At 69.9% G+C, this 18,682-nt stretch carries 17 protein-coding genes and 1 riboswitch; of the genes, 8 read left to right on the plus strand and 9 right to left on the minus strand.

From position 1 onward, the window contains the following. Nucleotides 1-62: 62 nt before the first annotated feature. Nucleotides 63-1,127 carry an LLM class flavin-dependent oxidoreductase gene (locus AJAP_RS12350; RefSeq protein ID WP_038510826.1) on the plus strand — a complete coding sequence of 355 codons (1,065 nt, stop codon included), beginning with the start codon at nt 63-65 and terminating at the stop codon, nt 1,125-1,127. Here the strand turns inward: AJAP_RS12350 and AJAP_RS12355 are convergent. After that, nucleotides 1,096-1,761, minus strand: coding sequence for a hypothetical protein (locus AJAP_RS12355; protein WP_148311502.1), 666 nt, complete (start codon nt 1,759-1,761; stop codon nt 1,096-1,098). The genes AJAP_RS12350 and AJAP_RS12355 overlap by 32 nt on opposite strands. A gap of 194 nt (nt 1,762-1,955) precedes the next feature. Beyond that, nucleotides 1,956-2,852 carry a class I SAM-dependent methyltransferase gene (locus AJAP_RS12360; protein WP_084098118.1) on the minus strand — a complete coding sequence of 299 codons (897 nt, stop codon included), beginning with the start codon at nt 2,850-2,852 and terminating at the stop codon, nt 1,956-1,958. Here AJAP_RS12360 and AJAP_RS44510 point away from each other — a divergent pair. Genes AJAP_RS44510 through AJAP_RS12380 form a run of 4 tightly spaced genes read left to right on the plus strand, consistent with a single transcriptional unit; the run spans nt 2,851 to nt 4,651 of the window. Next, nucleotides 2,851-3,321, plus strand: coding sequence for a hypothetical protein (locus AJAP_RS44510; RefSeq protein ID WP_038510831.1), 471 nt, complete (start codon nt 2,851-2,853; stop codon nt 3,319-3,321). The two genes, AJAP_RS12360 and AJAP_RS44510, sit on opposite strands and share 2 nt — an antisense overlap. 42 nt (nt 3,322-3,363) lie before the next feature. Continuing rightward, nucleotides 3,364-3,726: a hypothetical protein gene (locus AJAP_RS44515; RefSeq protein WP_174492020.1), complete on the plus strand. Its 363-nt coding sequence runs from the start codon at nt 3,364-3,366 to the stop codon at nt 3,724-3,726. A 17-nt stretch (nt 3,727-3,743) separates the two neighbouring features. Continuing rightward, entirely contained in the window at nt 3,744-4,388 is a 645-nt protein-coding gene (locus tag AJAP_RS12375) for a hypothetical protein (RefSeq protein ID WP_038510833.1), read from the plus strand. Continuing rightward, the gene (locus AJAP_RS12380) at nt 4,388-4,651 is read left to right on the plus strand and encodes a hypothetical protein (RefSeq protein ID WP_051972425.1); all 264 of its coding nucleotides are present in this window, start codon (nt 4,388-4,390) and stop codon (nt 4,649-4,651) included. Before AJAP_RS12375 ends, AJAP_RS12380 begins: the two co-directional genes overlap by 1 nt. Here AJAP_RS12380 and AJAP_RS12385 read toward each other — a convergent pair. Beyond that, nucleotides 4,648-5,619, minus strand: a complete 972-nt coding sequence (locus AJAP_RS12385; RefSeq protein WP_148311503.1) for a nuclear transport factor 2 family protein — start codon at nt 5,617-5,619, stop codon at nt 4,648-4,650. The genes AJAP_RS12380 and AJAP_RS12385 overlap by 4 nt on opposite strands. A gap of 104 nt (nt 5,620-5,723) precedes the next feature. Between AJAP_RS12385 and AJAP_RS12390 the strand changes: the two genes are divergently transcribed. Together AJAP_RS12390 and AJAP_RS12395 are read left to right on the plus strand one after the other, a co-directional pair. After that, complete coding sequence (locus AJAP_RS12390; protein WP_051972427.1) at nt 5,724-6,686, plus strand: GlxA family transcriptional regulator; 963 nt, start codon at nt 5,724-5,726, stop codon at nt 6,684-6,686. A gap of 18 nt (nt 6,687-6,704) precedes the next feature. Continuing rightward, nucleotides 6,705-7,448, plus strand: a complete 744-nt coding sequence (locus tag AJAP_RS12395) for a DJ-1/PfpI family protein (protein WP_038510837.1) — start codon at nt 6,705-6,707, stop codon at nt 7,446-7,448. Here AJAP_RS12395 and AJAP_RS12400 read toward each other — a convergent pair. Together AJAP_RS12400 and AJAP_RS12405 are read right to left on the minus strand one after the other, a co-directional pair. After that, nucleotides 7,445-8,671, minus strand: a complete 1,227-nt coding sequence (locus tag AJAP_RS12400) for an FAD-dependent monooxygenase (RefSeq protein ID WP_038510839.1) — start codon at nt 8,669-8,671, stop codon at nt 7,445-7,447. The genes AJAP_RS12395 and AJAP_RS12400 overlap by 4 nt on opposite strands. A 31-nt stretch (nt 8,672-8,702) precedes the next feature. Next, nucleotides 8,703-11,690: an ATP-binding protein gene (locus AJAP_RS12405; protein ID WP_038510841.1), complete on the minus strand. Its 2,988-nt coding sequence runs from the start codon at nt 11,688-11,690 to the stop codon at nt 8,703-8,705. Between the two features lie 506 nt (nt 11,691-12,196). On the opposite strand from AJAP_RS12405, the gene AJAP_RS12410 reads away from it, so the two are divergent. Then, nucleotides 12,197-13,828, plus strand: coding sequence for a purine-cytosine permease family protein (locus tag AJAP_RS12410; RefSeq protein ID WP_038510843.1), 1,632 nt, complete (start codon nt 12,197-12,199; stop codon nt 13,826-13,828). A gap of 9 nt (nt 13,829-13,837) precedes the next feature. Here AJAP_RS12410 and AJAP_RS12415 read toward each other — a convergent pair whose 3' ends face one another. Genes AJAP_RS12415 through AJAP_RS12430 form a run of 4 tightly spaced genes read right to left on the minus strand, consistent with a single transcriptional unit; the run spans nt 13,838 to nt 18,405 of the window. Further along, the gene (locus AJAP_RS12415; protein ID WP_038510844.1) at nt 13,838-15,178 is read right to left on the minus strand and encodes an ABC transporter ATP-binding protein; all 1,341 of its coding nucleotides are present in this window, start codon (nt 15,176-15,178) and stop codon (nt 13,838-13,840) included. Then, nucleotides 15,175-15,960: an ABC transporter permease gene (locus tag AJAP_RS12420; protein ID WP_038510846.1), complete on the minus strand. Its 786-nt coding sequence runs from the start codon at nt 15,958-15,960 to the stop codon at nt 15,175-15,177. Before AJAP_RS12420 ends, AJAP_RS12415 begins: the two co-directional genes overlap by 4 nt. Next, entirely contained in the window at nt 15,954-16,895 is a 942-nt protein-coding gene (locus AJAP_RS12425; protein WP_038510848.1) for an ABC transporter permease, read from the minus strand. The genes AJAP_RS12420 and AJAP_RS12425 overlap by 7 nt, the downstream gene beginning before the upstream one ends. A gap of 1 nt (nt 16,896) precedes the next feature. Further along, complete coding sequence (locus tag AJAP_RS12430; RefSeq protein ID WP_038510849.1) at nt 16,897-18,405, minus strand: ABC transporter substrate-binding protein; 1,509 nt, start codon at nt 18,403-18,405, stop codon at nt 16,897-16,899. 80 nt (nt 18,406-18,485) lie between these two features. Further along, nucleotides 18,486-18,640: riboswitch (cobalamin riboswitch) on the minus strand. Nucleotides 18,641-18,682 lie beyond the last annotated feature (42 nt).

An 18,682-nucleotide genomic window follows, 5' to 3' on the forward strand; every position in this document is an offset into this window, starting at 1 on the left:
CGCTAGCCGATTCGGTCACGATCTCTGGCAAGCTCGGATTCACGGGTGGAAGGGGGAGTCCTGTGCGTACCGGCATCGTGGTCGCGGCCCATCCCGGTGTGGCGGAGTCGGCCGTGCTGGCCGAGGAGCTCGGGTTCAGCAGCTTTTGGGTTTACGACACGCCCATGGTCCACGGTGATCCGTTCGTGGCACTGAGTTCGTGTGCGCGGGTGACCAGCCGCATCAAGCTCGGCATCGGGGTGACGTCCCCGGCGTTGCGGTCGGCGCCTGCCGCCGCGAGCGGGTTCGCCAGCCTCAACGCGCTGGCGCCGGGCCGGATCGTCTGCGGTGTCGGCACGGGGAACACCGCCCGGCGCACGCTGGGCATGCCGCCGACCACGACGGCCGAACTGGAGGCGTTCACCGTCGCGCTCCAAAGGCTGTGCGCCGGATATCCGGTCGACTATCGCGAGGGTGACAGGGTGCGCGACGTCCGGTTCCTGCATTCCGGGCAGGCGGTGAACACCGCCGATCCGATCGACTTCGTGGTGGCCGCGCTGGGGTCGAAGGCCGCCGCGGTCGCCGGACGCCGCGATGCCGGCCTCGTCTCTTTCGGTCTTCTCGATCCCGCGGCCTGGCGGGCGTTGCACGCGGCTCGCGGGGGCACGCCCCGGGCCGGGTCGTACCTGATGACCGCGCTCCACGTCCTCGACGACGGCGCCGACCCCTACGGTGACTCGGCCCGGGACGCAGTGGGCCACGTCGTTTTGTCGTTGCTGGCCTTCGCCGCCGACACCCCGTCGGTCGCCAGTGGACTCGGCGCCGAGGAACGCGACGCCGTGCGCCGGCTGCTCGACCGGCGTGGCACCACGGCCACCGCGCCGGACCGGTACACCAAGCTCTACCCCGGCTACCTGGACCGCATCGTGCCGTCGGACCGGGACCTGATCACCCCGTCGCTGATGGACACCCTGACCCTGGTCGGGACGCCGGACGACCTCCGCTCCCGCATCGCCGCCTTGGGCGAAGCCGGTGTCGGCGAGATCGTGATCCAGCCGGTGGTCGACCCGCTGGAGGAGATGGCCGTGATCGCCGGATTGATCAACGGCGCCCCTGTTACTTGGCCAGGATCTGGCCGACCGCTTTGAGGACGTCGTCGAATTCTGACGAGATCGATCTCGCGTTTTGCGCGAAGGTCGACGGTTTCAGCGCCGGCAATGACCGTCGACCTTCGCGCCAGGCCTTGAGCTGCCGCTCGTCCTCCGCGAGCTTGAGGTCTGAGGCGCAAGTGGCCCCGCCGGTGAGCAAGCCAAGGGAATCGATCCACTTCTCCGTGTCGTACCGTGCCGCCGCGGCGTAGTCGACGATTCGTGTGCTGGCTTCGAGACAACTCTCCACGGCGTTCTTGTACTTGTCGTTCTTGACCAACTCGGGAAGGTTTTCGCCGGCCGCCGAGAACGTTTTTCCCAGCATGTCGAACGTCGCCCACTGGTGTTGAAGTACGACGTCGATCTGGAGCGTCACCTGTGCCGGAGGCAAGGGAACAGTCAACGCGGTGCCGGGTTCGAGCGGCGTTCCGTATAACGGCTTCTTCGCTCTCCACATGCGAAAGAGCTGCACGTCCGTGGGTACGCCGCCGTGGCGATCGGCCAGGACTTCCGGGGTCGTCCGCACCAGCCAGACGACTTTGGTGTCGTTTCCGACGAAGACCGCCGTTCCGCGTGCGTTGGTGCACATGACCAGCTGGGACAAGTCCCGCGGCGGCCCTTCGATCATCGACAACGGAACTCGGCTACCGGTCGTGGCATCGGGGCAGCCAGGGTCGACGCGTTGCCCGGGTTCGTCGTCGCAACCCGCGGTGGTCCAAGTGGTCGCCAGGGCGACCACAAAAGAGGCAATTCGTGAGCATCGTCGCCGCATCACTGCCCCCTTCGTGGGAGAACCTTGCATGCAGGTCGTCGCGCTTGCGCGAGCTGTTACATGAAGCCGGATCGGGTCGGCGTCCGGGTGATCGCGATCAAATGACTGCTCAGCCCGAGCAATGAGGGTTCGTTCTCGACGGCTCTGGTGAAGCGGAGAACGACGTCGAGGTCCGCCGGGTGGTCCCACCGGTCGGTGAGCTGCGGCAGCCAGCCCGCGAGTCCTTCGACACCCACCACGTCGAGCAGGCTGAGCCCCGCATCGAGACATTCCTGACGCAATTCGCCGGGATGGTGGAAGTAGCCGGTGGTGAACCAATGGGGATGGTCGCCGTCGTTGCGGTGCTGACCGGAAGCCAAATCGACGCTCACTATCCGCTGGAATTCCGGGTCGAAAAGGAAACCACGGGCCAGGCCGTCGAACAGCGACGCGAAGCGCGAGATCGCCGCGACGAATATCCATCCGCCCGGGCGGACTGCGCGACCGGCTTCACGCAATGCCGCGAGACGATCATCGCGGTCGCTCAGGTGATAGAGGGGACCGAGCAGGAGCGCGGCGTCGAAGCTGCCGTCCGGCACCGGCAACCTCCGGGCGTCAGCCAACGCCACGGTCATTCCCGGTGTCCTGTCGGCGAGTTGCCGCGCAGCGGCGACATGCTCCGGCACGATGTCGAACAACGTCACCTGATGGCCGTCCGCGGCGAGCCAGGCGGCGTGTGTTCCGGTGGCACCGCCGACATCGAGCACGCGCAGGGCGCCGGCCGGCAGATGCCGTCGCACGATCTCCTGGGTCCGTACGAACTCGAGAAGGCCGGATGGCTCGGTGAGTCGTGCTCCCTCGTCGGTCGATCGATAATGCTGGACGATCTCGCGCGGTAGTTCCGTCACAGCGCGAATGCTACGGCCGGTTTTTCGGTGGCGCACCGGGATATCCGGCCGGGACAATGGCCGCATGACGGATCTTCGGTGGGACGAGGTCAGGAGCTTCTTCGACCCTGATCTGATGGGTGCGTTTCCCGACGTGTTCGTTCCGGATACCTCCGCGGAGGACTGGCAGAGGGTGTTCGATCTGGTCGAGGCGCGCGGTTGGCAGCGGGAATTCCGGCGAGGTGGCCTGATGCTGGTGGAGCTGCGGGTCTGTCCGGTTCCACGGGTGCTCGCGATCTTTCCGTCTCATGGCGGCCGAGGGATCGAGCGGAAGAACTCGGGGGTTCTTGAGCAGGCTTGCTTGCCCGGTCTGTTGTCGGGCAGTGGTGACGTGGCTCGGGTTTCGCGAGGTGATTTCCGGCCGGTTGCCGGAAAGCGGCGACGGGATCAGGCAGCCGGTTGGGTTGTTGGGGCGGATCGCGACGTGGCTGGCTGTGCGTTGCCGGGAAACGGCGACGGGGTCAGTCGTGCGGCAAAGTTGTCGGGCGGCGCGTGACGTGTTGCCGGGAAGTGGCGGCCGTTCGGGCGGCGTGGTTGTGTGTGGTCGGTTCTGTGTTTCGGTCTGGCCGGTCCGTTGTCGGAAAATGGCGACGTGGCTCGGTGTCGCGAGGTGATTTCCCGGCCGGTTGCCGAAAAACGGCGACGCGATCAGGCAGCTGGTTTTGCTCCCGAGGCGGTTCGCAACGCGGCTGGCTCCGCGTTGCCGGAAAACGGCGACTTCGACCTGCAGGAGCTACAAGGACGAGCCGGAGTCGACATCCCTCGTGCGTTCCTCACCGACATCGGGCGCGAGCTGGGAAAGCCGGTTCTCATGGCGCCGGAAGGCGGAAGCCCGGACCATGCGGTCCTCGGGTTCGATCCGGAGCACGACCGGGTCGTGTTGCTGGCCGCACCGCTGTAAGCGGGTACCTTGCGGGCGTGGATATTCAGGTGCACGAGGGTGCGTTGGTACCGACGGACACCGCGACAGGGATGGACCGGCGTGCGTTCGGTGAGTTCGTCGGGCCGCGGGGCGAGTTGGCCTCGTACGCGTTCGGCTGGACCACCGGCGCGGATCCGCACGCCGCTCGCCTGTCGATCGGGATCGGCGCGGGCAACCCCGGCGGTGGGACCTTCCACGCCGTCATCTTCCAGCACGAGGACGGACATGCGTTCTCATTGACCGGTGACCCGTTCGAACGGGTACCGCAGGGCGGGCCGGACCTGACCGCGGACGAGGCACGTGCCCATGAGGACCTGCCGTTCGTCTGGGCGGTCGCCGACGAGGTCATGCGGCGCGATCGGCGGGCTTGGTGGATGCGGCACTGGCTTCTGGGCACCCTGTGCCTCCAGACTCTCGAGGTGTTTGATCGCCGCGAGCCGATTTTGCTTGTGCGGCACGACGCCGATGACGGCATGTGGCAGCTCATCGGTGCTTCCGACGCGGACGGCGGCACCGGCAAGGTCGGGCACCTGCACCACGCCATCGACGAAGACCCGACCCTGATCGACGTCCTCGACCTGCCAGCCGGCGGCAGCGCGACGCGAACGGGCGCCGGAAGTCCTTGGACCGGACGCGCCTAGTGTTCGTCGAGATCGTCTTCGTGGGGCTGCCGATCGACCGTGACGAGGTCGAGGAGGCGTTGGAATCGGAATTCGAGGTCACCGGCGCGGGCAGTGGCATGGGTCGTTGTCATCTCGACGTTGAAGTCGTGGAGGGTTCGGACACGACCGCGGCGCTGGAACGGCTGCGGGCGGTGTTGTCCGACCTGGGGGTCGCGGACTGTGCGACCTTGAACGTGACTCCTTCTGCATGGACCGCGCCGGCCGACCACTCTGACGGCTAGCCGAAGATCCGGGCCCGCAGTTCTTTCACCGTCTGGACCGAAGCGATCAGGTCCAAAGTGTCGAAATGCAGCGACCAGGCCGTGCCGGTCGCGGTCTTCACCGTCCGTTCGACCAGGCTGAAGGAGATCGGGCGCGGGTCGGCGCCGCCCAGCGCCACCGCGGTGCCGACCCACTCCCGGTATTCGGTGCCGTCCGCGGACACGGTGGCGCGCGGCTCGAGTGCGACGTCACGGACCGCGCCGAACAACCGGTCCAGGTATGCGGTCATGGCCCGGCGGCCGGAGATCGGCTCGGTCAGGCCGGGGCCCAGGAGGGTCGCCGTACCGTCCACCCCGGCGACCAGGATCCCCGCCGCTTCCCGATTCCACGCCAGTCGCCGGATCCGCGGTGGCAAGGGGATCGCCGGGGCCGGATCGGTCGCCGACGCGGTGATCCCCTCGAAGAGGTTCCGCAGCGGGTTCGCCGGATCCTCCACCGGACGGAACATGGTGACCTGGTCCCAGAACCTCCTGCCGTCCTGCACCCGGGCCGGATCCTTGCCCGCGGCGGGATCGCCGAGGACGAGCCGGTGCATGGTCTTGAACGAGACCGGTTTCCCCTTGACGGTGCCGGTGTTCAGCGCCTCGATGAACACGACCCTGCCGTCGGGGTCGGAAGTGACGGTCTCCGGAACGAAGACGTAGTCCGGGGCCAGCTTCAGCACGCCCTCGATCTGGCTTCTGATGCCCGCCCAGTCCCGGGGTGTCTCGAGCCCGCTGTCCCACAAGCGCGCCGTCCCGTCTTGGACGAACAGGTTCATGTACGCGTCGACATTCCGGGCGTTTCTGCCCCAGGCACGGTAGGCGTCCATGAACCGCTCCACGTTCGCCGGTCGTCCGGCAAGGGGTTCGGCGTTCGCCGGGGGCGCGAGAACGACAACGGACAGAACGGCCGCCGCGAGGGCGGGCAAGAGTCGTGAAACCTTCATGGCCGAAGGATCATCGAGCCGGGAGCCCCTGTCGATTACGTCCGAGGTAAGCGGGCCGCGGGTAGATTCTCCGTGTGGGGGTTGAAAAGGAAACGGTGCGCAGGGTGGTGATCGTCGCCTTCGACGACGCCCAGATCCTCGATGTCGCCTGTCCCAGCGGGGCGCTGGAGATCGCGAACTCGCACGGCGCGGCGCCACCGTATGTCGTCGAGCTGGCGACGGTTCAGGGGCGGACGACACGGAGTTCGTCGGGGATCATGCTCGCGGGTGCCCGGCGGCTCGCCGAGGTGTCCGGGCGGGTGGACACGGTGATCGTGGTCGGTGGCGCGGGAACGGCCGCGGCCGCGGCGGACGATCGTCTGCTGACGCAGGTGCGGCGGCTGGCCGGACGGAGCAGGCGGATCGCCTCGGTGTGCACGGGTACCTTCGTGCTGGCGGCCGCCGGGCTGCTCGACGACCGCCGGGTCACGACGCATTGGGGATACGGCGAGCTGCTCGCCGCCACCTTCCCGGCGGTGAAGGTGGATCCCGCCCCGCTCTACATCCGCGACGGCAACGTGTTCACCTCGGCCGGGGTCATCAGCGCGCTGGATCTCACGCTCGCGCTGATCGAGGACGACTGCGGTCCGACGCTGGCCCGCGAGGTCGCCCGCGAACTGGTGACCTATCTGCACCGCCCGGGCGACCAGGCCCAGATCAGCACGTTCCTGGCCGTCCCGCCGCCGGGCAACCGGGTCGTGCGCGACCTCTTGGGATACATCGCCGCGCATCTCGCCGAAGACCTGAGCCCGTCGGCGCTGGCGGCCCGCGCCGGGGTCACCACGCGGCACCTCACCCGGCTGTTCACCGCCCAGCTGGGCAGCACCCCGGCCCGTACCGTGCGGACAGCGCGGACCGAAGCCGCCGCCCAGCTGGTGCGGTCCACCGCGTTGCCGCTGGCCGCGGTCGCGCGGCGATGCGGATTCGCCTCGGCGGAGACCCTGCGGACGGCTTTCCGCCAGTACTACGGGATCACCGGGGACACACTTCGCAGGATGACGGACATGCCCCGCCCGATCGGCGCCTGAGCTCCCCAGAATCGCGGCATGGACAGTGCGAAGACCACCCGCAGGACCGTTCTGGCCGGAGTCGCGGCAGCCGCGGCGTTCGGCCTCGGCACCGGCACGGCTCAGGCGGAGACCAAGGGACCGAAGATCGGCATCCTGCTCTACGACGGGTTCAGCCTGCTGGATCCGACCGGACCGGCCGAGGTGTTGTCCCGGCTGCCCGGCGCCACGGTGACGATGATCGCCCAGGAACGCGGCCCGGTGCGCACGGACACCCGTGACGTCGCGGTGCTGGCGGAACGTTCGGTGGCCGAGGTGCACCGCCTGGACGTGGTGCTGGTCCCGGGCGCGGGCAACCGCGGGACGGTCGCCGCGATGGAGAACCCGGTCCTGCTCGACTGGATCCGGCGTATCCATCGGCACACGATGTGGACGACGTCGGTGTGCACGGGATCCTTGCTCCTCGGCGCGGCCGGGCTGCTCCGCGAGCGGGCCACGACGTACTGGGCCTCCGCGGACTATCTGGAGAAGACCTTCGGCGTGCGTTATGTGCCCGAGCGCTACGTTCAGGTCGGCAAGGTCGTCACCGCGGCGGGGGTGTCCGCCGGGATCGACCTCGCCTTCCATCTCGCGTCCCTGTTGGCCGGTGAAGAGATCGCGCGCGGTATCCAGCTCGCCGTCGAATACGATCCGCAGCCGCCTTTCGACTCGGGCAACGCCGCGAAGGCCAGCCCGGAACTCAAGGCCCTCGCGCTGAAACTGCTCGCGGATTCGCAGGTCTAACGGGGGTCGTCCGAGACCGGGCGCTGGGCGTAATCCTTCAGCACCAACGCGTTCGCCGCTTCCCGGATCGGGCGGGCCATCTGCTCCAGGACCCGGTTGCGGCCGGGGAGATAGGGCATCAGCTTGATCATCCGGGTGTTGAACCACGCGAACGCCCGCGACTGCGGGATGATCCCGCGTAGCGCCATCTTGGCCAGAGCCTGGTTCTTCTCGACGTACGGACACATTTCCCTTTCGTAGCGGGAAAACGCCGTCGTGAAGTCGTCCGAAGCCGCCAGCTCGCCCGCCAAGACGTACGCGCCGACGAGGGCCAGGCTCGTGCCCTGCCCTGAGGCGGGCGACGGGCAATAGCCCGCGTCACCGAGGAGGGTGACGCGCCCGGCCGAAAACCGGTCCATGCGGATCTGGCACACCGGGTCGAAGTAGAAGTCGCCCGCCTCGCGCATGGCGTCGAGCAACGCCGGGATCTCCCAGCCCAGTTCGGCGAACTGGCGGGCGACGAGGTTCTTCTGGCTCTCGACGTCCCGCCGGTCGTAGGGCAACGGCGGGGCGCTGAACCAGAACGCGGCCTTGGCGTCATCGGCACGCGCGGTGCTGTAGACGTTGACCATCTTGCCGGGCGCGGCCGAGTGCAGCAGTTCCCAGCGGTCGAGTTCGAAGGTGTTGGGCACGGTGGAGATCGAGATGTAGGCGTCGAACCGGTGCAGGAAGTCTTCTTCCGGCCCGAAAGCGAGCGCGCGGACGCCGGAGTGCAGCCCGTCGGCGCCGACGACCAGGTCGAACCGGCGCGGGGCACCGTGGGCGAACGTCACGTCGACGCCGTCGGAACACTGTGCCAGCCCGGTGATCCAGTCGCCGAAGACGTACTCGGTGCTCTCCCGGGTGGCGTCGTACAGGATCTTCGCCAGGTCGCCGCGGAGGATTTCGGTGTCGTCGCCATGGCGGAAGCCGAAAGTGCCGGCGTCGAGCGTGGCGAGCTGCTTGCCTCGTTTGTTCACGAACGCGGCGCCTCGCATGTCGGTGCTCGCCGCGTGCACCTCGTCGAGCAGGCCCATCCGGCGGACGACGTCGACGGCGACGCCGCGGATGTCGACCTTGTAGCCGCCTTCACGTGGGCTCGGGGCCCGCTCGACGACGGTGGCGCTGAAGCCGTGGCGGCGCAGCCACCAGGCGAGGGCGGGCCCGGCGACGCCGGCGCCGGAGATCAGGATGTTCTTCGTCATGTCCGGCAGCGTGGACGTGCCCGCTGACCGGTCACGAACCGAGCACGAACCGCCGCTGACCGAGTTCGTGGATCGCCTGGTCAGGAGGCATTTCCCGGCCGCGGGCAAACGCGCCGGAGTAGGCGTCGGCGCCGATCCGGGCCTGGACGCGGTGCACCACTCCGTCGACGTCGGCGTCCCCGGCGACGGGCGCGCCGCGCAGCCCGACCGCCACGCCGAGCAGGAACGCGGCCCGCTCGTCCTCGTCACGCGCGGCGAGAACCCCGGCCAGCCCCTCGATCGCCTGGGCCGCGCCGGGCAGATTCGCGTATTCCAGCGCGGTCGCGAGCGCTTCCTGGTGCAGTTCGGTCGCCGCGTCGAGGTCGCCGGCGGCGGCCATCGTCCAGCCGAAGCCGGTGTGGAGCCGGATCCGTGTCTCGCCACCGGTCACCGGGCCGGTGTCCAGGCCGAGCGCGGCGGTGTACCAGCGTCGGGCCGTCGCCAGGTCGCCCTCGCGACGGGCGATCTCGCCCAGCCCGCCTCGGGCCCGCGCGAGCGTCAGCGGGTTGCCGCGCGCTTGACCGGCGGCTTCGTAGTCGGCTTTCGCGGCCTCGATGTCACCCTCCCGCAGGACGCCGTCGGCGCGGCGGCAGAGCAGATCGGCGGCGTCTTCGGAGGAACCGAGTTCCGCGGCCAGACGCACGGATTCGTCCATCAGCTCGCGGAACCGGACGTGGTCGCCGCGCCAGTCCGCGAACTCGGCGAGCTTCTCCAGCGTGCTCGCCGCGCCCCAGCGGTCACCCAGTTCGCGGAACCCGGTCAGTGACGCGGAGAAGTGTTCTTCGGCGTCGGCGATCCGGCCGTTGTACTGCGCGCCGAGGCCGTCGCTGATCCGCGCGAACGCCCGCGACCACCGATCGTCGCCGATGAGCGCGGCGAGCCGTTCCCCCTCCTTCGCCCTGGGGTGCGGGGAAAACGCCCACAGCAGGAACAGGTACGGGTAGCGCAGCGGGCCGTCGAGCCGCCGCAGGATCGGTTCGATCCCGACGTCGGCGGCCGACGCGTGGACGAGACCGAGGACGTATTCCTCGGTCAGCCCCGGCGGTGGTTCGGGGCCGATGGCGGCGAGCGCGGCGTCCGCGAACGGTGTCGCTTCGCCGCGCAGCCCACGCAACCACCAGTACCAGGTCAGGGCCGCGATGAGCCGCAAGGCGAGGTCCGGGGCGGCGGTCACGCTCCAGCGCAAGGCGGCGTGCAGTTCGGCGTGCTCGGCGCTCAGCGCTTCCAGCGCCACGAGCTGGTCCGCGCCGCGCAGCTTCGGTTCGGACGTGAGGGCGAGATCGAGGAAGTACTCGGCGTGTTCGGCGCGCCGGTCCTCGCCGTGCTCGGCGCAGAACGCGCGAATGGTCTCCAGCATCCGGTACCGGCCGCCGCCGAACTCGACGAAGGACTTCTCGACCAGCCCGGCCAGCACGCCTTCCGCGTCGGGCACGGCGCAGACGCGTTCGACGGCGTCGAGCCTCGCACCACCGGCGAACACCGAGAACCGGCCGGCCAGCCGCTGTTCCCGCGGGTCGAGGAGGTCCCAGCTCCACTCGACGACGCCGCGCAGCGTCCGGTGCCGTGGTTCGGCGGTCCGCTCGCCGCGGGACAGCAGCCCGAATCGGTCGCCGAGCCGGGCGGCGACATCGGCGGCGGACAGGGTCCGCAACCGCGCGGCGGCGAGCTCGATCGCCAGCGGCAGACCGTCGAGCTCGGCGCAGATCCGGGCCACGGCGGCCGGGTCCGGCGTCTGCCCGGGAGCGACCGCCGCGGCCCGCTCGGAGAACAACCGGGCGGCGGCGCCCGCGGGCAGGGGACCGACCGGTACCAGCGTTTCGCCGGTCAGGCCCAGCGCTTCGCGGCTCGTGACGAGCACCCGCAGGCCAGGGCACTCCGACAGCAGGCGCCGCACCAGCCGCGCGGCTTCTTCGACGACGTGTTCGCAGTTGTCGAGGACGAGCAGCGGCGACCGGTCGGCGAGCCCGGCGACCAGGCGGTCGGCGGGATCCGAAACCGCTCCCGGTGTCAGGACGCCTTGTTCGCGCAGGCCCAGCGCGGCGAGGACGGCGGGCGCGACCTCGGTCGCCGCGGCGAGTTCGACGAAGCAGACTTCGCCGTCCTGCAAGGAAGTCGCTTCGATGGCGAGCCGTGTCTTGCCCGCTCCACCGGGCCCCGTGAGCGTGACGAGCCGTGTCGTCCCGAGCGCGGCGACGAGCCGGCCGAGTTCGTCGCGGCCGACGAATCCCGTGAGCGGCACGGGAACCCGGCGCGCCGGTGACCCTCGCAGGACGGCGGCGTGCGCGTCGGCGAGATCCGCGGACGGGTCGGCGCCCAGTTCGTCGGCGAGCCGGCCACGGGCCTCGGCGAACACGGCGAGCGCCTCGGCGGACCGGCCGCTGCCGTGCAGGGCGCGGACGAGCTGGGCGGTGAGCCGTTCCCGCAGCGGATGTTCCCGCGCGAGCTCACGGAGTTCGGCGACGAGCTTTTCGTGCTGTGCCAAGGCGAGCCCGGCCTCGACGCGGTCCTCGATCGCGGCCAGCCGCAACTCGGCGAGCCGGGCCGCGCGCGGTGGGTCGGCGAGCCCGTCGAGAGCGGGCCCGCGCCATAGCGCCAGGGCTTCGGTGAAGAGCGCGAGCTTCGTGTCCGCCTCGGCGGTTTCGCGCGCCTGGGCGGTGAGGCGTTCGAAACGGTGGAGGTCGACGTCCTGCGGGTCCACGGCCAGCCGGTATCCGGCGGGGGTGAACTCGACGAGCCCGTCGGGCGCGCCGCCGTCCTTCAGCCGCCGCCGGAGCCGGGAGACCTGGGACTGCAGGGCTTCGGCGGCGCCCTCGGGCGGATGGTCGCCGTGCAGGCCGTCGATCAGCCGGTCGGCGCCGACGATCCGCCCGGCGTCGAGCGCGAGGAGGGCGAGCAGACCCCGCAGCTGCGGCCCGCCGAGCGCGACGGGCGTCCCGTCGGGGCGGCGGGCTTCGACCGGCCCGAGGATGGCGAACTGCACGCCGTCGATTCTGGCCCACTCGCGCGACTCGTGACGGGCCCCGGCCGCGCTGATGTCGCGAAAGCCACTTTCGGGACATCAGACGTCCCGAAAGTGGCTTTCGCGACACGCCACCTTTGCCTTACCCCTCAATAACCGCCTTTATCACTCGCGACAGGCATGAACCGGACACCTGGCCGGCGCGGAATGTCCCTTGTGGACACTTCCTGAAGGTCGCCATGACTGGGAAACCGTGCAGCTGGGTGTCAATCAGACATTTCGCCCTCTAAGGTTGTCGCTCTAGGGCGGCCGTGGCCGCTGAGGTTGCGAAAGCCACTTTCCCAACCTCCAACGTTGCGAAAGTGGCTTTCGCGACACGCCGCCTTCGCCCTATCCGCCTTGTTAACGGCCGCGCGGACATCCGGCAACACACGGAAACCCGCCCGTCACAACCGGGCGGACGGGCGGAAACGAGGCGTTCGTACCTTCTGGCTCCCGTCCCCGGTGCCCTGGAGGAGACCTCGGTCATGACCATCGAAGAATCGGAGACCCGTGCCGCGCCCGCCGGCCTCGGCGCGACCAAGGAAACCCTCGAGGACTACACCCTCCGATTCGCGCCGAGGACGTACCGTCGCTGGACACCGGCGGTGGTCGGCGCTTCCGCGTTGGGCGGGATCGCCTACATGGCGGACTTCTCGATCGGCGCCGGTATCGGCCTGACCCACGGCACGGGCAACGCGCTGCTGGCGATCGCCCTGGCGGCGGTGATCATCTTCGTGACCGGGTTCCCGCTGGCCTACTACGCCGCCCGATACAACATCGACCTCGACCTGATCACCCGCGGTTCCGGTTTCGGCTACTACGGTTCGGTGCTCACCAGCGTCATCTTCGCCAGCTTCACCTTCATCTTCTTCGCGCTCGAAGGCTCGATCATGGCGCAGGGCCTGAAGTACGCGATATCGCTGCCGTTGTGGCTCGGCTACCTCGTGTCCACCCTGGTCATCATCCCGCTGGTCGTCTACGGCATGAAGGTACTGGCGAAACTGCAGAGCTGGACGAATCCGCTGTGGCTGCTGCTGATGGTGGCCCCGCTGGTGTTCCTCGTCGTGAAGGATCCCGGTTCGGTCCAGCGGTGGCTGTCCTACGAAGGCGAGGGCGGCGCCGGGCTGAGCACGGCCGCGATCATGCTCGGTGCCGGAGTGTGCCTTTCGCTCATGGGGCAGATCGGGGAGCAGGTCGACTACCTGCGTTTCATGCCGCCGCGTACGGCGGAGAACCGGCGCGCCTGGTGGACCTCGATGGTGCTGGCCGGGCCGGGATGGGTGTTCTTCGGCGCGATCAAGCAGGCGATCGGTGTGTTCATGGCGGTCTACATCCTCGACGCGGTGGGCAAGGCGGCCGCCGTCGAGCCGATCGAGCAGTTCACCGGCGTGTTCACCGAAGTCATGCCGTCGTGGCTGGTGGTACCGCTGGCGCTGGTCCTGGTGGTGCTCAGCCAGGTCAAGATCAACGTCACCAACGCCTATTCCGGATCGCTGGCCTGGACGAACTCCTTCACCCGGATCACGAAACGCTATCCGGGCAGGCTGGTGTTCGTGCTGGTGAACCTGGCCATCGCGTTGATCCTGATGGAGGCGGACATGTTCAGCTTCCTCAACGGCATCTTGAGCTTCTACTCGAACTGCGCGATGGCGTGGGTGGTCACCGTCGCCACCGACATCGCGATCAACAAATTCGTGCTCGGGCTCTCGCCGAAACAGCCGGAATTCCGGCGCGGCATGCTGTTCGCGGTCAACCCGGTCGGTGTCGTCGCGTTCCTGGGCTCCTCGCTCCTGTCCATCTCCGTCTACTTCGGACTCTTCGGGGCCGGCCTCCGGCCGTACTCCCCGTTGGTCGCGGTGGTGGTCGCGATCGTGCTGACCCCGTTGATGGCGGTGCTCACCCGAGGACGTTTCTACCTGCGCCGCACCGATGACGGCATCATCGAGCCGCTACTGGACGAAGACGGCAATCCGAGCGGCACCCACTACGACTGCGAGGTCTGCGGAGAGGCCTATGAGCGCCCCGACATGACGGCGTCCGCGACCGGCGGGACGATCTGCTCGTTGTGCCTGAGCACGGACCGCGAAGGACGTCACATCCTTCCCGCCCAGCCGTGATCGAAGGGCTCAAGCGAGACGTCCACCGGCCATGGTGAACGTGCCGTCGACGAACGGCGCGGCCGCGGTGTCGTGGCTGATCACGAGCAGCGCGATGCCGTGCCGGAGCGCCGTCGCGGTCACGAAATCCCAGAGCCGGTCGCGGTTGGCCGCGTCGAGGGCGGACGTCGGCTCGTCGCAGACGAGGACCCTGGGGCGGGCAAGGAGCGCGCGGGCCACGGCACAGCGCTGGAGCTGGCCGCCGGAGAGCAGACCGGGGCGGCGATCGGCCGGGTCGACACCGAGGGCGTCCAAGATCTCCGTCGCTTCGAGCCGGGCTTCTTCGCGACCGAGACCGCGAAGGAAGCGGGCGGTGTCGGCGACCTGGTCGAGCACCCCGCGGAACTCGTCGAAGGACGCGCGGCTGTCCTGGTGGACATATTGGACGGCCCGCAGCTGCGCGCGATCGCGACGACGGGCGAGGCGGGGGAGCCGCACGCCGTCGACTTCGATCGTGCCCGCGGTCGGCGGGGTCAACCCGGCGAGCGCACGGCCGAGTGTCGTCTTGCCCGCTCCCGAGACGCCGGTGAGCATGGTGCGGCTGCCCGCCGCCAGCTCCAGATCGACGTCTTCGATGAGCGGCGTCCGCCCGGCGCGCACCGTGAGACCGCGAACGACGAGCACCGGCGACGTCGGCGACGGGGGCGCGGGCTCGTCGAGGCGCGCGTGTTCGGGGACGCCCTCGCACGGCAGGAGACGGTGGTCGCGGAGTTCGGCGACGTCGCCGTCCAGGGCACGTGCCAACGTGAGGTCGTGGGTCAGGACCAGCAACGCCGTGCCGGCGCGGGAAAGCTCCGCGAGCCTGGCGGTGAGCACGGCCTTGTTCGCCTCGTCGAGACCACTGGTCGGCTCGTCGAGGACGAGCACGCGAGGCCGGGTCACGAGGGTGGTGGCCAGCGCCATGCGTTGCTGCTGCCCGCCGGACAGCTGATGCGGGAACCTGCGCCACAGCTCCGGCTCCAGTCCCGCCTCCGCCAGGGCGGTGCGGGCCGCCGCCAGCCGTGCGGCGCGGCCACGGTGGTGAAGCCCGGCGAGTTCGGCCAGCACCGGTCCGCAGCGGCGGACCGGGTCCAGCACCGCCGACGGTTGCTGCGGCAGATGGCCGACGGCCCCGGCCGTCCGGACCGAACCGGACAGCGTGATCCCGGGGCGTGCCCGTCCGGTCGCGGCGAGGCCCAGGGTGGTCTTCCCCGCGCCGGACGCGCCGAGCACGACGAGGACGCGGCCCGGTTCGAGGGTCAGTGAGACGTCGTCGAGCAGGACGGTTTCCTCGGTGCGGGCGGACAGGCCGGTGATCTCCAGGACGCTCACGCGATCACCCGCCGGGCGGCGAGCAGCCGATCGGTGACGAGGTTCGTGCCGACGCACAGCGCCATCAGCAGTGCGGCGGGTACGAGGACCACGGCGGGCGCGGTGTAGAGGGCCTCGCTGTTGCGTTCGATGACCACGGCCCAGTCCGGGGAGTCGGCGGGTAGGCCGAGGCCGAGGAAGTTCGCCGACGCCAGCAGGTAGAGCACCACGCCGAGCCTGGTGCCGGCGTCGGTCGCGACCGGGCCGGTGACGTGCCGGGCGACGTATCCGAGCTGGATGCGCCACCAAGGTTTTCCTTGCAGGGTCAGGGCTTCCACGGCAGTACGGCAGCCGGGCGCCAGTGCGGCCGCCCGCACCACGCGGGTGATCGCCGGTACCTGAAGGACGGCCACGGCCGGGATGAGCACACCGGGCCCGCGGTGCCCGGTCGCGGCGAGCACCATGAGCACCAGCAGCGACGGGAAGGCCAGCACGACGTCGAGGGAGCGCATCACGGTTTCGTCGGCCCGCCGTCCGTGCCCCGCGGCGAAGAGACCGAGCGGCAGCGCGGCCAGATAGGCGAGCAGGAGCGCGGCGACCGTCATCCCGATCACGGGAAGCCCGCCCGTGAGGATCACCGTGAGCGCGTCGCGGCCGAGGACGTCGGTGCCCAGCGGATGCGCGGCGTCCGGCGCCTGCCAGGGCGCGCCGACCGAAACCACGGGGCCCGCGAGCACCGGCCCGGCCACCGCGAGCACGAGCGGTATCGCGAGCAGCGACCAGCCGAGTGCCCGGCTCACCACGTGACCAGCTCCCGGCGCGGGGTCAGCCGGTGGGCGACCAGATCGGCGGCGAGGTTCCCGAGCACGACCACGCCGGCGAACACCAGCACGTAACCCTGCACCTGCGGGATGTCCCGGTTCTGCACGGCTTCGACGAAACCCGTGCCGAGCCCGGTGATCGCGAACAGGGACTCGACGATCACCGTGCCGGTCAGCAGGCCTTCGACGGCGCGGGCGAGCTGTTGCACGGCGGGAGCGGCCGCGGCGGGTAGGAGATGCCGCAGCACGACGGTGCGTTCGGGCAGCCCGAGCAGGCGCAGATGTTCGGCCACCGGACCCCGGGTCTGCTCGGCGATCCCGATCCGCAGCTGCCGGGCGACGTCGCACAGCTGCCGGGCGACGAGCACGATCACCGGCAGCACCAGGACTTCGGGCCGCGCGGCCGGATCCGTTCCGGCCGCGGTGGCCGGAAGCAGTCCGGTGTGGACGGCGAATCCCGCGACCAGCAGCAGCCCGAGGACGAACTCGGGGATCGAATGCAGGAACAGCGTGACCGCGGTGAGCACCCGGTCGATCCGCGATCCTTCGCGCAGCCCGCAGACCACCCCGACGACCAGCGCGAGCGGAACGAGCACGAGCAGCGTCACCCCGGCGAGCGCCGCGGTGACGGCGAAACGGCGGACGATCTCGTCGGCCACCGGGGCGCCGGTCACGAGCGACCGGCCGAGATCGCCGGTGACCAGCCCCGAAAGCCAGTTCCCGAACCGGTCGAGCAGCGGTTGGTCGAGCCCGAGCTGGTGGCGGACGGTCGCCACCTGCTCGTCGGTGGCCTGTTCGCCGAGCACGACCGAGGCCGCGTCGCCCGGCAGCAACGCGGTCACGGCGAACGTCGCGACCAGCACGAACATCGCCTGCACCACCGCGAAACCCAGCCGTCGTACGGCGTGACCCCGCACGTCAGGACAGCCGGGCGCGGTCGAACCGAGCCCAATCGAAGGTGTTCGGCGGCGCGGTCACCACCCCGGAAACCCGTTTCGACACGGCGATGGTCCAGGTGCTGAACCCCCAGGCGAGCAGACCGCCGGTTTCGTGGACGATCCGTTGCGCGTCGCCGAACAGCGCCAGCCTGGCGCGTTCGTCCGCGGTGGCCGTGGCGCGATCCAGGAGCGCGTCGAACTCCGGCGAGCCGAAGCCGTTCACGTTGTTCGAGCCGCGCGTGCGGAAGCGCTGGTTGAGGAACGTCGGGACGGGCAGGGTGGCCGTGCGGGTGAGCGCGGCGACGCCCTTGGTCTTGACCTCGCTGAAATAGGTGCTCGATGCGCGGGTGTTCGGGGTGGCGGCGAGACCGATCTCCTTGAGCTGCTGGGAAATCAGCGTGGCCGCGGTGGCGAAACCCGGGTCGACGTCGCTGGTCTCGACGGCGAAGGCCAGCCCTTCCGCGCCCGCCTCGCGGACGAGCGACCGGGCCAGGTCCACATCGCGGCGGCGTTGGGGGATGTCCGCGGCATACCCGCGAAGTCCCTTGCCGAACAGGTCGTTGCCGATCTCCCCGCGCCCGGCCAGCGCGACGCGATTCAGGGCCTCTCTGTCCACTCCGGACAGTACGGCGCGCACCAGTCTCTGGTCGGAGAACGGGGGTTGCGTCAGGCGCAGCATCATGCCCTGCATCGTCGTGCCCTTGGCTTCGAGCAGCGAAACGCGTCCGTCGCCCGCCAGCCGTGCCGCGGTTCCGGCCGCGAGGTCGTGTGCGTAGTCGACCTGCCCGGACAGCAACGCGTTGACGCGCGCGGTTTCTTCGTTGACCGGCACGAATTCCAGCTCGTCGATACTCGGCGCGCCGTCCCAATGCGACTCGTTCTTGCGGAACACCGCCGCGCCGCCGGGGGTGAACGAGACGAAACGGAACGGCCCCGAGCCGACCGGCGCGGTGAAGTCCGTCGTCCCGGCGGGCACGATCTCCGCGCCGGGAGCGCCCCAGCCCGACGGGAATTCGAAGTCGGGCGCGGTCAGCGTCAGCTCGATTTCGTTGGGGGACACCGCTTTGCTGCGGGCGAAGTCCACCTTCGCGAAGTATTGCCGCGACGAGGAAGCCAGCGCGGGATCGGCGATCCGCCGGAAGCTGTAGAGCACGTCGTCCGCGGTGACCGGACGACCGTCGTGGAAGGCCGCCTGCCGCAGCCGGATCCGCCAGCGCGTGCCGGCGGCGTCGCTTTCCCAGGACTCGGCCAGCCGCGGCCGCAAGGAGGTGTCGGCGTTGTAGGCGACCAGCGTGTCGAAGAGCGCCTTGGCCCGCGCCTGGTCGACGAAGAGCGAAACCTGGGACGGGTCGAGGGTTTCCTTCGACCCGCCCGCGGCGAACGCCACTCGCAACCGGCCCGTGTCCGCGGGCGCGGTCCCGCAGGCGGCCAACGGCGTGAGCGCGGCCAGCGCGAGCAGTCTCCGACGGGTGAGCGGATGACGCGTCATAGGGACCTCCGGGACGTCGAGCACTGTCCCGGGCGCGCGACCGCACGTGAACGGGACCCCGCTCCGCACTCCACGACAGTTGGGGTTGGCGGTGTCCGGCGGGCAGTCCGGCTCACGGCTCGGCGGCCGATCACGGTTGCGGGTCAGCGCCGGATTCACACCGGCTTCCCCCGACGGGCACCTTCTTACGTTGTGGCGCACACGGTAACCCATGACCGGCGTGTGCTACACAGGATCAAGATCACGAAGGGGAGGCCGGTGGACGAAAGCTCGCGGC

This window comes from Amycolatopsis japonica, from assembly GCF_000732925.1.
Taxonomy (GTDB): Bacteria; Actinomycetota; Actinomycetes; order Mycobacteriales; family Pseudonocardiaceae; genus Amycolatopsis; species Amycolatopsis japonica.